We start from the raw sequence: 14927 nt of genomic DNA, 5'->3' as shown, positions 1-14927 counted from the left end.
CCTGCCAGGCACTGGCGAAAATACGGACTGAATGCTGGCACCTTGGTACCAGATTGAACAGGTGCTGCCCCCGGTTAAACCTGGGGCATGGGGTCAAGCGTAGACGGCGGCCAGTGTGCCACAAATCCCCAGGGTCAACCTTCCACCTGGCTCCACTGTTTGCTCAAACGTTTGTCGGAAATCGGCGCCTTGGTGCCCAGCTGCTGGGCGAACAACGACACCCGGTATTCCTCCAGCCACCAACGGTACAGCGTCAGTTGCTCGTCGCGCTTGCCCTCCTGAGCGTGCTTGTCTGCGCGGGTCTTGTACTGCGTCCAGAGGTTGCTCAGTTCACCGCTCCAGACCCGGTCTTTCTGCACCTGCGCACCGAGCTTCTCGAGGCGCAGCTCGATGGCCTTGAGGTAGCGCGGCAATTCCTTGAACCACTGCCCGGGCGTGTCGCGCACGAAACCTGGATAGACCAGATTGCCCAGTTGCTGACGGATATCGTTGAGCGCCACTGCCTGGGTCAGGTCGATCTTGCCCTTGAAGCGCTTTTGCAGGCCATGCCACAGCTTGAGCACTTCGAGGGTTTGCCGCGCCAGGCGTTCGGCGTGCTCGGCCCAGCTGCCGCGCTTGCGCTCGGCCAGCGAGGCCAGGGCCGCGCCATCGCGTGGCAGGCTGCTTTCACCCTCGAGCACGCAACTGTCGAGGCTGGCCAGGAGGATGTCCTCGACCAGCGCATCGACCCGGCCAAGCTCGCGGTACAGCAGGCCCAGCTCGGTCAGCCCCGGCAGCTTGGCGCGCAGGAACTTGGCAGGCTCTGCCAGCTGTTGCAGCAACAGACGCTGCAAGGCGCGGCGATGCTGGAACTGCGCCTCGGCCTGGGTCGAGAAACGCCCTTCGCGCACCGTGGCATTTTCCTCGACCAGCGCCGGATACACCGTCAACGACAAGCCGGCGACCTTCTGCTGGGTAGTCTGCGCCACCTCGGCGAAGGCCTTGGCCTGCACCGGCTGCTCGGCTTTGTCGCTGCGTGGCAGGTCGAGGGCCGCCTGACTGGCGGCGGCGAAGCGTGCAGTCAGCTCGGCCAGGTCGCGGCCCTCGCCGAGGAACTTGCCCTTGCCGTCGACCACCTCGATGTTCATGCGCAAGTGCCCTTCGACCTGGGTCACCGCTTCGGCCCAGGCTTCATCCGCCACCCGCGCCCCGGTCATGCGCAGCAGCTCATGGCCCAGTGCCTGGGGCAAGGCGCCCTGGCCGAAACTCAGCCGCGCCAGCGCGGCCTTGACGAAATCGGGCACCGGCACGAAGTTCTTGCGCAGCGCCTTGGGCAGGTTGCGCACCAGCGCCACGCACTTGGCCTCCAGCAGCCCCGGCACCAGCCACTCCAGGCGCTCGCCCGGCAGGCTCGGCAGCAGCGGCGCCGGCACTCGCACGGTGACGCCATCACGCGGGTGATTCGGCTCGAAGTGATAGCTCAGCGGCAGGCGCAGCTCGCCCACCTTGAGGCTGTCGGGGTACTGCGCGGCGGTGACTTCGCTGGCCTCACGGGCGAGCACGTCTTCCTCGCGCATGATCAGCAAATCAGGCTGCTGCTGGCTGGTCATGCGATACCAGGCATCGAAGGTGGCAGCCTGGTGAATCTCTTGCGGCAAACGCGCTTCGTAGAAGCTGTAGAGGGTTTCTTCGTCGGCGAGAATGTCGCGCCGGCGCGCCTTGGCTTCCAGCTCGTCGAGCTGCTCGAGCAGGCGCTTGTTGGCCGCCAGGCACTTGGCCCGCGACTGAATCTCGCCGCCGACCAGGCCGTGGCGGATGAACAGCTCGCGCGACACCACCGGGTCGATCGGCCCGAAATGCACCGGCCGCCGGCCAATGACGATCAGCCCATAGAGGCTGACCTGCTCATAGGCCACCACCTGTCCGCGCTTTTTCTCCCAGTGCGGCTCGAAGTGGTTCTTCTTCACCAGGTGCCCGGCCAGCGGCTCGATCCAGTCCGGCTCGATTTTCGCCACCATGCGCGCATAGAGCTTGGTGGTCTCGACCAGTTCGGCGGCCATGATCCACTGCGGGCGCTTGCGGCCGATACCGGACGATGGATGCACCCAGAAGCGCCGCTGCCGCGCGCCCTGGTAGTCGCCGTCCTCGGTTTTCTGGCCGATCTGGCTAAGCAGGCCACTTAGAATCGCCTTGTGCATGCGCGGAAAATCTGCCGGTTCCTTGTTCACCGTCAGTTGCAGGTCGCGGCAGATCAGCGCCAGCTGGCGATGGGCGTCGCGCCATTCGCGCAGCCGCAGGTAATTAAGGAACTGCTTGCGGCACCAGGTGCGCAGCGGGTTGGCGGTCAGGGCCTGGCGTTGTTCTTCGAAGCCGCGCCACAAATTCACCAGCGCGGCGAAATCGGAATCGACGTCCTTCCACTGCGCGTGGGCCTGATCAGCCGCCTGCTGACGCTCGGGCGGACGTTCGCGAGGGTCTTGCACCGACAGCGCACTGGCGACGATCAGCACTTCCTGCAAACTGCCCTGGCGCGCGCCTTCGAGCAGCATGCGCCCCAGCCGCGGGTCGATCGGCAGGCGCGCCAGCTGGCGCCCGAGCGGGGTCAGCTGGTTGTCGCGGTTGACCGCCGACAGCTCCTGCAGCAGGTTGAAACCGTCACTGATGGCCTTGCCATCCGGCGGCTCGATGAACGGGAACGCGTCGATCGCGCCCAGGCGCAGATGAAGCATCTGCAGAATCACCGCGGCCAGGTTGGTGCGCAGGATTTCCGGGTCAGTGAAGGCTGGCCGGCCGTTGAAGTCTTCCTCGCTGTACAGGCGAATGCAGATACCCGGCTCGACCCGGCCACAGCGGCCCTTGCGCTGGTTGGCGCTGGCCTGGGACACCGCTTCGATGGGCAGGCGCTGCACTTTGGCGCGGTAGCTGTAGCGGCTGATGCGCGCGGTGCCGCTGTCGATCACGTAGCGAATGCCCGGCACCGTGAGCGAGGTTTCCGCGACGTTGGTCGCCAGCACCACGCGCCGCCCAGGGTGAGACTGGAAAATGCGCTGCTGCTCGGCCGGCGACAGCCGTGCATACAGCGGCAGGATTTCGGTGTGGCGCAACTGCGCCTTGCGCAGCATTTCCGCGGCATCACGGATTTCCCGCTCACCGGGCAGGAACACCAGCACATCGCCCAGGCCCTTGCCCTGGCTGCGCTCGTGGGCAGCGATTTCATCGAGGCTGGCGAGAATCGCCTGGTCGACGGTGAGGTCGTCCTCGACGGCGTTGCCTTCCTCATCCTGCTCGCTGGTGAGCGGGCGGTACCAGGTCTCGACCGGGAAGGTGCGCCCGGACACCTCGATGATCGGCGCATCGTCGAAATGCTTCGAGAAGCGCTCGAGATCGATGGTCGCCGAGGTGATGATCAGCTTGAGCTCAGGACGCCGATGCAGCAGGGTCTTGAGGTAGCCGAGCAGGAAATCGATGTTCAGGCTGCGTTCGTGGGCTTCGTCGACGATGATCGTGTCGTAGCGTTCGAGCAGGCGGTCGTGCTGGGTTTCAGCCAGCAGAATGCCGTCGGTCATCAGCTTGACCAGGGTGTTGGCATCGCTCTGGTCTTCGAAGCGCACCTGATAGCCGACCAGCCCGCCCAGCGGCGTGCCGACCTCTTCGGCAACCCGCGCCGCCACGCTGCGCGCCGCGATGCGTCGCGGCTGGGTGTGGGCGATCAGGCCATGGCGGCCACGGCCCAGCTCCAGGCAGATCTTCGGCAACTGGGTGGTCTTGCCCGAGCCTGTTTCGCCTGCGATCACCAGCACCTGGTGCTCGGCCAGTGCTTTCTTGATGTCGTCACGCTTGGCCGCAATCGGCAGACTGTCGTCGTAGTGGATACGCGGCACGCTGCGCTCACGCGCCTCGACCTGGGCGCAGGAGGCCTGCACCTTCTCCACCCACTGCGCCAGGCGCGCTTCATCAGGGCGCTTGCGCAAGTCGTGCAACTGCCGCCGCAAGCGGTGGCGGTCGGCGATCATGGCGTGGTCGAGGTTCTGGAGCAGGCGGTCGATGGCGTGGTCAGTCATGGGGCTTGGCAGTAGGCTCTATCAGGCGCGGGGGCATCCGCGAAGGCGGCCGTGAGTCTACCACCTCACGGCATCACGCCCCATCACCAGCCCGGCCTCGATCAGGCGCTCTTCTTCACGCCAAGCTTTTTCAGCTCTTCGTCGCGCAGTTCGCGGCGCAGGATCTTGCCGACATTGGTGGTGGGCAGCGAATCGCGGAACTCGATGTGGCGCGCCACCTTGTAGCCAGTGAGGTTGGCGCGCATGTGCTCCATGACCTGCTCCTTGGTCAGGGTCATGCCGGGCTTGACCACCAGGAACACCTTGATCACTTCGCCGGATTTCTCGTCCGGAATGCCGATGGCAGCGCACTGCACCACACCGGGCAGGCCGGCGAGCACGTCTTCGAGTTCGTTGGGGTACACGTTGAAGCCCGAGACGAGAATCATGTCTTTCTTGCGGTCGACGATGCGCATGTAGCCATCGGGCTGGATCAGGGCGATGTCACCGGTCTTCAGCCAGCCTTCGCTGTCGAGGATCTCGGCGGTGGCATCGTCGCGCTGCCAGTAGCCTTTCATCACCTGCGGGCCCTTCACGCACAGCTCGCCGACTTCGCCCAAAGGCAGCTCGGCGCCGCTGTCGTCGATGATCTTGCACAGGGTCGAGGGCACCGGAATACCGATGGTGCCGACCTGATTGGCCTCGGCCGGGTTGACCGCCGCCACCGGGCTGGTTTCGGTCATGCCGTAGCCTTCGCAGATGGCGCAGCCGGTGACATCCTTCCAGCGCTCGGCCACGCTCTGTTGCAGGGCCATGCCGCCGGACAGGGTGATTTTCAGCGCGGAGAAGTCCAGCGAGCGGAAGCTTTCACTGTTGCACAGGGCAACGAACAGGGTGTTCAGGCCAACGAAGCCGCTGAACTTCCACTTGCGCAGTTCCTTGACCATGGCCGGCAGGTCGCGTGGGTTGCTGATCAGCACGTTGTGGTTGCCGATCAGCATCATCGCCATGCAATGGAAGGTAAAGGCATAGATGTGGTACAGCGGCAGCGGCGTAATGAGGATTTCGCAACCTTCGCGCAGGTTGGCGCCCATCAACGCACGGCACTGCAGCATGTTCGCCACCAGGTTGCGGTGGGTCAGCATGGCGCCCTTGGCCACACCCGTGGTGCCGCCGGTGTATTGCAGCACGGCGACATCGTTGGCGCCGGGGTTGGCTTCGACCACCGCCTGGCCTTGACCCTTGGCCAGGGCGTCGTTGAAGCGGATCGCCTTGGGCAGGTGATAGGCCGGCACCATCTTCTTCACGTACTTGATGACGCTGTTGATCAACAGACGCTTGAGCGGCGGCAGCAGATCGGCGACTTCGGTGACGATGACATGGCGTACGTCGGTCTTGGGCACCACTTTCTCTGCCAGGTGGGCCATGTTGGCCAGGCAGACCAGCGCCTTGGCGCCGGAATCCTTGAACTGGTGCTCCATTTCCCGCGCGGTGTACAGCGGGTTGGTGTTGACCACCACAAGGCCCGCGCGCAGGGCGCCGAAGACCGCGACCGGGTATTGCAGGACGTTGGGCAGTTGCACGGCGATACGATCGCCGGGCTGCAAGTCGGTGTGCTGCTGCAGCCAGGCGGCGAAGGCGCCGGACAGCGTGTACAGCTCGCCGTAGGTGAGGGTCTTGCCGAGGTTGCTGAAGGCAGGTTTGTCAGCGAAGCGCTGGCAGGATTGCTTGAGGACTGTCTGGATATTGGGAAATTCGTCAGGATCGATCTCAGCCGCAATGCCGGCTGGGTACTTGTCCTTCCAGAAATCTTCGATCATGGAGCCCCACTCCTTTAGCAACAGCGGATTCTCACGCGTTCATGCGTTTTTTTATGGTTGGGGGTGCAGACCTACCACTGGGCCTCGCACCGAAAGCGCGCCGAGAGTAACAGCTTTGCCAAAAGCCGACCAGAGCCGTACAAAGCCCCTACAGTCACGAATAAAACCAGAAATCAATATTCAGTCACAAAGCTCTATCGTGCCCTCGAACCCTCAACGCCCCGCTCCAGAGCCAACGCTGGGCAAGCGCGGGCCTGGGCGGGGCGTTCGAGGGCAGGTCTCAGGCGAGGTCGCGCAGCTCGCGGCGCAGGATCTTGCCTACTGGGGTCATGGGCAAGGCATCACGCACGATGATCTGCCGCGGCACTTTGTAGCCGGTGAGGTTGGCCTTGCAGTAGGCCTTGAGTTCTTCAATGTCGATGCCGCCCTCGCGGGCCACCACGAACAGCCTGACCGCCTCACCGGTGCGCTCGTCCGCCACGCCGATGGCGGCGCAATTGGCCACCTGCGGATGGCCCATGACCACCTCTTCGACTTCGTTGGGATACACGTTGAAGCCCGAGACGATGATCATGTCTTTCTTGCGGTCGACGATGCGGGTATAGCCGTCGGCGTCGATCACGGCGATGTCGCCGGTTTTCAGCCAGCCCTCGGCATCCAGTGCCTCGGCCGTGGCTTCAGGCTGCTGCCAGTAGCCCTTCATCACCTGCGGGCCCTGAATGCACAGCTCGCCCGGCTGGCCGAGGGGCTGTTCCTGACCCTGCTCGTCGATCACCTTGAACGCCGTGCCCACCACCGGCAGGCCGACCGTGCCCAGTCGCGCCATCTGTCCGTAGGGGTTGGTGCTGGCCACCGGCGAGGTTTCGGTGAGGCCATAGCCTTCGACGATGCGACAGCCGGTGAGGCTTTCCCAGCGCTCGGCAGTGGCTTTCACCAGCGCGGTGCCGCCGGAGTTGGTGACCTTCAGCGCCGAGAAATCCAGTGACCTGAAACCTGGATGGTCCATCAGTGCGACGAACAGCGTGTTGAGGCCGATCAGCGCCGAGAAGCGCCACTTGCCCAGTTCCTTGATGAAGCCTGGAATATCGCGCGGGTTGGTGATCAGCACGTTGTGGTTGCCGGTGAAGGTCATGCACATGCAGTTCGCGGTGAAGGCATAGATGTGGTACAGCGGCAGCGGCGCGATCATCACCTCGCGACCTTCCTTGATCATCGGCTGGCCATCGTCGCCGTGCTGCTGAAAGCACGCCAGCACCTGCAGCATGTTGGCGATCAGGTTGCCGTGGGTGAGCATGGCGCCCTTCGCCGGGCCGGTGGTGCCGCCGGTGTATTGCAGCACGGCGACTTCGTCGCGCTGCCCCGCCACGGGGCTATGGCGCAGGGTGGCGCCGCTGCGCAGCACCTGCTTGAAGGCGATGGCCTGGGGCAGTGCATAGGCCGGCACCATCTTCTTCACTTTGTCGACCAGCAGGTTGACCAGCCAACCTTTGGCGCTGGGCAGCAGATCGCCCATCTTCGCTTCGATCAGGTATTCCAGCCCGGCGTCGCGGTGCACCTCCTGCACGCGTTGGCCGAACAGGTTCAGGTACACCAGCGCGCGCACCCCGGCATCGCGAAACTGATGGCGCATTTCCCGGGCGGTGTACAGCGGGTTGGTGTTGACCACCACCAGCCCGGCGCGCAGGGCGCCGAACACCGCGATGGGGTATTGCAGAACGTTAGGCATCTGCACCGCGATGCGGTCACCCGGTTTGAGCGTGGTGTTGTGCTGCAGCCAGGCGGCAAAGGCTGCGCTGTGGCGTTCGAGGTCGGCGTAGCTCAAGGTCACGCCCAGGTTGCTGAACGCAGGTCGGTCGGCGAAGCGCTGGCATGAGCGCTCGAACACCTCCACCACCGACTGGTAGCGATGCAGATCGAGGGTAGTGGGTACGCCTGCGGGGCGTTTGTCGTTCCAGAAGTCGGCGTGCATTTATTATTGTTCCTTTGCCTGGCCTGTGCGATCGATGGGCCGAGGGGGTAAGCCTCGCGCTGCCTGCGCGGGCTTGGGCCGAGCAGGCATGAATCGACGTTAGCAGCTCTGCACGTCGCGGCCCATCGGACAAGGGCTGCCATTAACATCGTGAATCGTATTTGTGGTTAAGCGGTGTGATGCGCGGGCTGAACAGGCCGTCCTATGGCTCTTATAAGGCACGCGTCGGCGGATATTCATCCGCGACCGCTCATCGAAAGCCGTCACCCGACGGCCAGCGCCGATATACTCGGGGGTCTGCTGCATGCGCTGGAACGAACCCGGCGCGCGATGGATCGCCTACATGAATCTATTGATCAAGGAAACCCGATGACCCAGGTCAGCAACACGCCTTACGAAGCCCTCGAAGTCGGCCAGACTGCCCAGTACGAAAAGTCTGTCGAGGAACGCGACATCCAGTTGTTCGCCGCCATGTCCGGTGACCACAACCCGGTGCACCTGGACGCCGAGTTCGCCGCCAAGAGCATGTTCCGCGAGCGCATCGCCCACGGCATGTTCAGTGGCGCCCTGATCAGCGCCGCGGTGGCCTGCACCCTGCCCGGCCCCGGCACCATCTACCTGGGCCAGCAAATGCGCTTCCAAAAACCGGTGAAGATCGGCGACACCCTGACCGTGCGCCTGGAAATTCTGGAAAAACTGCCCAAGTTCAAGGTGCGCATCGCCACCAACGTGTACAACCAGAACGATGAGCTGGTAGTGGAAGGCGAGGCGGAAATCCTTGCACCGCGCAAGTTGCAGACCGTCGAGCTGGTATCGCCGCCGAACTTCGTCGCCGGTTGATCAGCCGCCGCCCATGACCACCCTGCCCCTTTGCTGCGACCCCATCCAGTTCCACTGGCCACTGCCCCAGGCGATACCGGGGGCGGTGCTGGCCAGTTGCAGTTTCGACCCGGCACGGCTGCACGGCGATGACTTTGCCCGCGCCGGCATCGAGCAAAGCGACAGCCTGCAACGCTCGGTGGCCAAGCGCCAGGCCGAATACCTGGCCGGGCGGGTCTGCGCGCGCGCGGCCTTGCAGCGTCTGGATGGCCGCAGCTACGTACCCACCAGCGGCGCAGACCGCGCACCGGTGTGGCCGCACGATATCCGCGGCTCGATCACCCACGGCCAGGGCTGGGCCGCCGCGGTGGTGGCCGCGCACGGCACTTGCCAAGGCATTGGCCTGGACCAGGAACGCCTGCTCGACGATGCCCGCGCCGAGCGCCTGGCAGGCGAAATCCTCACCCCCGCCGAGTTGCAGCGCCTCGACCGCAGCCAGATCGGTCTGGTGGTGACGCTGACCTTTTCGCTCAAGGAAAGCCTGTTCAAGACCCTCTACCCGCTGACCCTTCAGCGCTTCTATTTCGAGCATGCCGAGCTACTGGAATGGTCCAGCGACGGCTTGGCCCGCCTGCGCCTGCTCACTGACCTTTCCAGCGACTGGCGCCAGGGTTGCGAGGTGCAGGGCCAGTTCTGCCTGACGGACGGTCATCTGCTCAGCCTGATCAGCGTCTGACAGGCTCTACTTCAAGGCACTGGAGCCAATCGCTCGATGGGCCAGGGCGTGCCCCCGAAAAATTCTTTGCCTGAGCGCGAATCGGCAAAAATCGCGGCAAGCTGCTTGGGACAAGGCCTACAGCGAGTGCAGAGAAATCACTCACAAAGTACCCACAAGTTATCCACAGCCGGCCGCCTTGCAAAGCCCCCAATACCGCATTATCTTGTAGCGCAATTTCAGCGAACCACTATATGTTGGGTTTCGCGGTAAATCACAAACACAACTTCCTACACAAACTCAAGTGCTTTTGTGTAGGAAATTAGCGTGATTTCCAGGTACCAACCGCTCCTGCGGAGGGGCCGAGGCAAGCCCGCCAGGGCCTTGTTCGGTCAAGGGTGTTTTCGGCAGCGCCGAGCACCAGACGGCAACGGGTTACGGATCATCCGCAACCTTTGACTTCGGCCAGGGAGCGGCATTGGCATGCCCCTTATTTCCTGAGTCTGTCCCGAAAGTCGGCATTCCCGAATGGGTGGATGCGCGCGTGTCGCGTCCCCCGGACGGTCGCGCAAGACGTGGACAGAACCGGTAGGCGCTCAAAAGGCGCCTGAACACTATAGAAACTGTGGAGACACCCACCGATGCAAACCGACACAACTCGCGAGAACCCGCAGGCCACGTTGCCACAGGACGCCGATTCGAATCAGGATCTGGCCGCCACCGCGCCTGGCCAACTGCGTGTGATCAAGCGTAACGGCACGGTCGTCGCCTACACCGACGACAAGATTACCGTTGCCATCACCAAGGCGTTCCTTGCAGTTGAAGGTGGCACCGCTGCTGCCTCGTCGCGCATCCATGACACCGTCGCGCGCCTGACCGAACAGGTCACCGCAACCTTCAAGCGTCGCATGCCATCGGGCGGCACCATCCACATCGAAGAAATCCAAGACCAGGTCGAACTGGCCCTGATGCGCGCCGGCGAACAGAAAGTCGCCCGCGACTACGTCATCTACCGCGACCAGCGGGCCAAGGAGCGCGCCACCCGCGCCAACGCCGAGAACGTGGTCGAGGCGCACCCGACCATCCGCATCAGCCTGGCCGACGGCAGCAAGGCGCCGCTGGACATGACCCGCCTGAACACCATCATCAGCGAAGCCTGCGAAGGCCTGGCCGAAGTCGATGGCGAGCTGATCCAGCGCGAAACCCTGAAGAACCTGTACGACGGCGTGGCCCTCAAGGACGTCAACACCGCCCTGGTGATGACCGCCCGTACCCTGGTCGAGCGCGAGCCGAACTACTCGTTCGTCACCGCCCGCCTGCTGATGGACACCCTGCGCGCCGAAGGCCTGGGCTTCCTCGAAGTGGCCGAAAGCGCCACTCACCACGAGATGGCCGAGCTGTACGCCAAGGCCCTGCCGGCCTACGTGGCCAAAGGTATCGAGTTCGAACTGCTGAACCCGGCGCTGGCCGACTTCGACCTGGAAAAACTGGGCAAGGCGATCAACCACGAGCGCGACCAGCAGTTCACCTACCTCGGCCTGCAGACCCTCTACGACCGTTACTTCATCCACAAGGACGGCGTACGCTTCGAGCTGCCCCAGGTGTTCTTCATGCGTGTGGCCATGGGCCTGGCGCTGGAAGAGGCCGACAAGGAAGCCCGTGCCATCGAGTTCTACAACCTTTTGTCGTCCTTCGACTACATGGCCTCGACCCCGACCCTGTTCAACGCCGGCACCCTGCGTCCACAGCTGTCGAGCTGCTACCTGACCACCGTGCCGGACGACCTCTCGGGCATCTACCACGCCATCCACGACAACGCCATGCTGTCGAAATTTGCCGGTGGCCTGGGCAACGACTGGACCCCGGTGCGCGCGCTGGGCTCGTACATCAAGGGCACCAATGGCAAGTCCCAGGGCGTCGTACCGTTCCTCAAGGTCGTCAACGACACCGCCGTTGCGGTCAACCAGGGCGGCAAGCGCAAGGGCGCGGTCTGCGCCTACCTGGAAACCTGGCACCTGGACATCGAAGAATTCATCGAGCTGCGCAAGAACACCGGTGATGACCGTCGTCGTACCCACGACATGAACACCGCCAACTGGATTCCCGACCTGTTCATGAAGCGCGTCTTCGACGACGGCCAGTGGACCCTGTTCTCGCCAAGCGAAGTGCCCGACCTGCACGACCTCACCGGCAAGGCCTTCGAAGAGCGCTACGAGTATTACGAAGCGCTGACCGAGTACAACAAGATCAAGGTATTCAAGACCATCCAGGCCAAAGACCTGTGGCGCAAGATGCTCTCGATGCTGTTCGAAACCGGTCACCCATGGCTGACCTTCAAAGACCCATGCAACCTGCGCTCGCCGCAGCAGCACGTGGGCGTAGTACACAGCTCCAACCTGTGCACCGAGATCACCCTGAACACCAACAAGGATGAGATCGCCGTCTGCAACCTGGGCTCGATCAACCTGCCGAACCACATCGTCGACGGCAAGCTGGACACCGCCAAGCTGCAACGCACCGTCAACACCGCCGTGCGCATGCTCGACAACGTGATCGACATCAACTACTACTCGGTGCCGCAGGCGCGCAACTCCAACCTCAAGCACCGCCCGGTGGGCCTGGGCATCATGGGCTTCCAGGACGCGCTGTACCTGCAGCACATTGCCTACGGTTCCGACGCTGCCGTCGAGTTCGCCGACAAGTCGATGGAAGCGGTCAGCTACTACGCGATCCAGGCCTCCTGTGATCTGGCCGATGAGCGCGGCGCCTACGAGACGTTCCAGGGCTCGCTGTGGTCCAAGGGCATTCTGCCGCTGGACTCGCAACAGATCCTGATCGAAGCCCGTGGCCAGAAGTACATCGACGTCAATCTGGAAGAGTCGCTGGACTGGGCACCGGTGCGCGAGCGTGTGCAGAAAGGCATTCGCAACTCGAACATCATGGCCATCGCGCCGACCGCGACCATCGCCAACATCACCGGCGTGTCGCAGTCGATCGAGCCGACTTACCAGAACCTGTACGTGAAATCGAACCTCTCCGGCGAGTTCACCGTGATCAACCCGTACCTGGTGCGCGACCTCAAGGCCCGCGACCTGTGGGACTCGGTGATGATCAACGACCTCAAATACTACGACGGTTCGGTGCAGCAGATCGAGCGTATCCCGCAGGAACTCAAAGACCTGTACGCCACCGCCTTCGAAGTCGAGACCAAGTGGATCGTCGATGCCGCCAGCCGTCGCCAGAAGTGGATCGACCAGGCGCAATCGCTGAACCTGTACATCGCCGGCGCCTCGGGCAAGAAGCTCGACGTGACCTACCGCATGGCCTGGTACCGCGGTCTGAAGACCACTTACTACCTCCGTGCCCTGGCCGCGACCAGCACCGAGAAGTCGACCATCAACACCGGCAAGCTCAACGCCGTCTCCAGCGGCGGCGACAGCGCCCCGGCCCAAGCCGCAGGCCCGGCCCCCGTGCCAAAAGCCTGCGCGATCGACGAGCCGGATTGCGAAGCCTGCCAGTAACCGCTTGATGCCACGCGGGATGCCTTGATGGGCATCCCGCGTGGCGTTTTTGTATCCGTCGCCTTGAGAAATCGCTCCCTTTGCCCAGCACTCGCACGAGTCGGTAGAAAGACAGGACCTGCCATCACTGGAAGTCCCCTCATGACGCGGAAAAAAGTGGTAACTCGCAAGATTGGTCGTAACGCAGAAACCGGCCGTTTCACCACGGTCGAGCAAGCCCGTCGACAGCCCAAGACACATGTGGTCGAGACGCTGCGCAGTCGGTGCCTCCAGTAGGACCTGACAGCCGTCCAGGATCGCCCTGAGCAATGAGGCGAGGGTCTCCGCGGCGTGAGCATCACGCTCACGCCATGGCGCTCAGAGCGCCCTTCCTGAGCCTGCGCGGAAATGCCGCGCCCCGGCAAAAACCCTACATGGTGTGCCTGAAAATTTAGACTGGCACTACATATAGGCTTCCACTACACTCCCCTTCCGTCACTCATAGCGTTCGGTCGATGAACCGACGAGCCAGAGATCGGTCGAAAAAAGTCAGCAAGAACTGCCTGACCGGCACGCCGGTTCAAGGTCAGTTCAGGTACAATGCCGCCCCCTTTGACAGGGCCCAATTCAGTGCCCTGGCCCCTCCCGAGGCTTGGCCAGGCACCGCCGCTACAACTTATAAAGATGTATCGAGAGCCTGCCTCTCGCGCTGTGCATCACCTTAGTGGTCTTGCGTCAGGCGTCACATTCTTAAAATCCAACCGGTCGCCGACAGGCGGCCCTCAAGCAGGAGCCAATATCATGCTGAGCTGGGACGAATTCGATAAAGAAGACGGCGAAGTCACCGCCAAGACCGCTACCCCGAGCCAGGCCGCCGCGACCGCCAACCTGGACCGCCTCGACAGCGCCGGCGACGCCGCCGCTCAAGAAGCCCGCGCCGCCACCGCCAGCGACTCCGACGCGGTCAAGCGCGCCAAGGCCTCGCTGAACGACCTCGACATCGCCGAAGGCCTGGCTGAGCTTGAAGGCTCCGCCGCCCGCGTTGCGGTCGATGAGAAGCGCATGATCAACTGCCGCGCCGACCTCAACCAGCTCGTGCCCTTCAAGTACGACTGGGCCTGGCAGAAGTACCTCGACGGCTGCGCCAACCACTGGATGCCGCAAGAGGTCAACATGACCGCCGACATCGCCCTGTGGAAGAGCCAGGACGGCCTGACCGAAGACGAGCGCCGCATCGTCATGCGCAACCTCGGCTTCTTCTCCACCGCCGACTCGCTGGTCGCCAACAACCTGGCCCTGGCCGTGTACCGCCTGATCACCAACCCCGAGTGCCGCCAGTACATCCTGCGCCAGGCCTTCGAGGAAGCGATCCACACCCACGCCTACCAGTACTGCATCGAATCGCTGGGCATGGATGAAGGCGAGATCTTCAACATGTACCACGAGATCCCATCGGTCGCGAAGAAAGCCGCCTGGGGCCTGAAGTACACCCGCGCCATCTCCGACCCGGAATTCAACACCGGCACCCCGGAAACCGACAAAGAACTGCTGCGCAACCTGATCGGCTACTACTGCGTACTGGAAGGCATCTTCTTCTACTGCGGCTTCACCCAGATCCTCTCGATGGGCCGCCGCAACAAGATGACCGGCGTTGCCGAACAGTTCCAGTACATCCTGCGTGACGAGTCGATGCACCTGAACTTCGGCATCGACGTGATCAACCAGATCAAGATCGAGAACCCGCACCTGTGGGACTCGGCCATGAAAGACGAAGCCACCCAGATGATCCTGCAAGGGACCCAGCTGGAAATCGAATACGCCCGCGACACCATGCCGCGCGGCGTACTGGGCATGAACGCCGCGATGATGGAGGACTACCTCAAGTTCATCGCCAACCGCCGCCTGACCCAGATCGGCCTGAAAGAAGAATACCCAGGCACCACCAACCCATTCCCATGGATGAGCGAGATCATGGACTTGAAGAAAGAGAAGAACTTCTTCGAGACCCGCGTGATCGAGTATCAGACGGGTGGGGCGTTGAGCTGGGATTGATTGGCGGGTGCGGGTTTTGCACCTGAGCCTGTT

7 protein-coding genes are annotated in these 14927 nt (G+C 63.2%); 4 read left to right on the top strand and 3 right to left on the bottom strand.

Features of this window, described 5'->3' with window-relative positions:
- Positions 1-134: 134 nt before the first annotated feature.
- The 3 genes from hrpA to fadD2 all read right to left on the bottom strand — a co-directional run bounded on the left by hrpA (position 135) and on the right by fadD2 (position 7808).
- Positions 135-4040, bottom strand: coding sequence for an ATP-dependent RNA helicase HrpA (hrpA, locus tag H618_RS0108770; RefSeq protein WP_028694725.1), 3906 nt, complete (start codon positions 4038-4040; stop codon positions 135-137).
- Between the two features lie 101 nt (positions 4041-4141).
- Positions 4142-5839 carry a long-chain-fatty-acid--CoA ligase FadD1 gene (fadD1, locus tag H618_RS0108765; protein WP_028694724.1) on the bottom strand — a complete coding sequence of 566 codons (1698 nt, stop codon included), beginning with the start codon at positions 5837-5839 and terminating at the stop codon, positions 4142-4144.
- A 280-nt stretch (positions 5840-6119) separates the two neighbouring features.
- Entirely contained in the window at positions 6120-7808 is a 1689-nt protein-coding gene (gene fadD2 / locus H618_RS0108760) for a long-chain-fatty-acid--CoA ligase FadD2 (RefSeq protein WP_028694723.1), read from the bottom strand.
- Between the two features lie 369 nt (positions 7809-8177).
- On the opposite strand from fadD2, the gene H618_RS0108755 reads away from it, so the two are divergent.
- From H618_RS0108755 to H618_RS0108740, 4 genes are all read left to right on the top strand, one after another.
- Complete coding sequence (locus H618_RS0108755; RefSeq protein ID WP_028694722.1) at positions 8178-8648, top strand: MaoC family dehydratase; 471 nt, start codon at positions 8178-8180, stop codon at positions 8646-8648.
- Positions 8649-8661: 13 nt separating this feature from the next.
- Positions 8662-9363 (top strand): 4'-phosphopantetheinyl transferase family protein, encoded by a 702-nt coding sequence (locus H618_RS0108750; protein WP_028694721.1) that lies wholly within the window; start codon positions 8662-8664, stop codon positions 9361-9363.
- A 620-nt stretch (positions 9364-9983) separates the two neighbouring features.
- Positions 9984-12863, top strand: coding sequence for a ribonucleoside-diphosphate reductase subunit alpha (locus H618_RS0108745; RefSeq protein ID WP_028694720.1), 2880 nt, complete (start codon positions 9984-9986; stop codon positions 12861-12863).
- A 780-nt stretch (positions 12864-13643) separates the two neighbouring features.
- Positions 13644-14894, top strand: coding sequence for a ribonucleotide-diphosphate reductase subunit beta (locus tag H618_RS0108740; RefSeq protein WP_028694719.1), 1251 nt, complete (start codon positions 13644-13646; stop codon positions 14892-14894).
- Positions 14895-14927 lie beyond the last annotated feature (33 nt).

It is taken from the genome of Pseudomonas cremoricolorata DSM 17059 = NBRC 16634 (assembly GCF_000425745.1).
Classification (GTDB): domain Bacteria; phylum Pseudomonadota; class Gammaproteobacteria; order Pseudomonadales; family Pseudomonadaceae; genus Aquipseudomonas; species Aquipseudomonas cremoricolorata.
The sequence above is the reverse complement of the archived record's forward strand: the minus strand, read 5'-3'. Positions and strand labels throughout refer to the sequence as shown.

Excerpts from the sequence above, each read along its gene's own strand:
- H618_RS0108740 (WP_028694719.1), top strand. The coding sequence starts at position 13,644 with ATGCTGAGCTGGGACGAATTCGATAAAGAAGACGGCGAAGTCACCGCC.
- fadD1 (WP_028694724.1), bottom strand. The coding sequence starts at position 5,839 with ATGATCGAAGATTTCTGGAAGGACAAGTACCCAGCCGGCATTGCGGCT.
- H618_RS0108745 (WP_028694720.1), top strand. The coding sequence starts at position 9,984 with ATGCAAACCGACACAACTCGCGAGAACCCGCAGGCCACGTTGCCACAG.
- H618_RS0108755 (WP_028694722.1), top strand. The coding sequence starts at position 8,178 with ATGACCCAGGTCAGCAACACGCCTTACGAAGCCCTCGAAGTCGGCCAG.
- hrpA (WP_028694725.1), bottom strand. The coding sequence starts at position 4,040 with ATGACTGACCACGCCATCGACCGCCTGCTCCAGAACCTCGACCACGCC.
- H618_RS0108750 (WP_028694721.1), top strand. The coding sequence starts at position 8,662 with ATGACCACCCTGCCCCTTTGCTGCGACCCCATCCAGTTCCACTGGCCA.
- fadD2 (WP_028694723.1), bottom strand. The coding sequence starts at position 7,808 with ATGCACGCCGACTTCTGGAACGACAAACGCCCCGCAGGCGTACCCACT.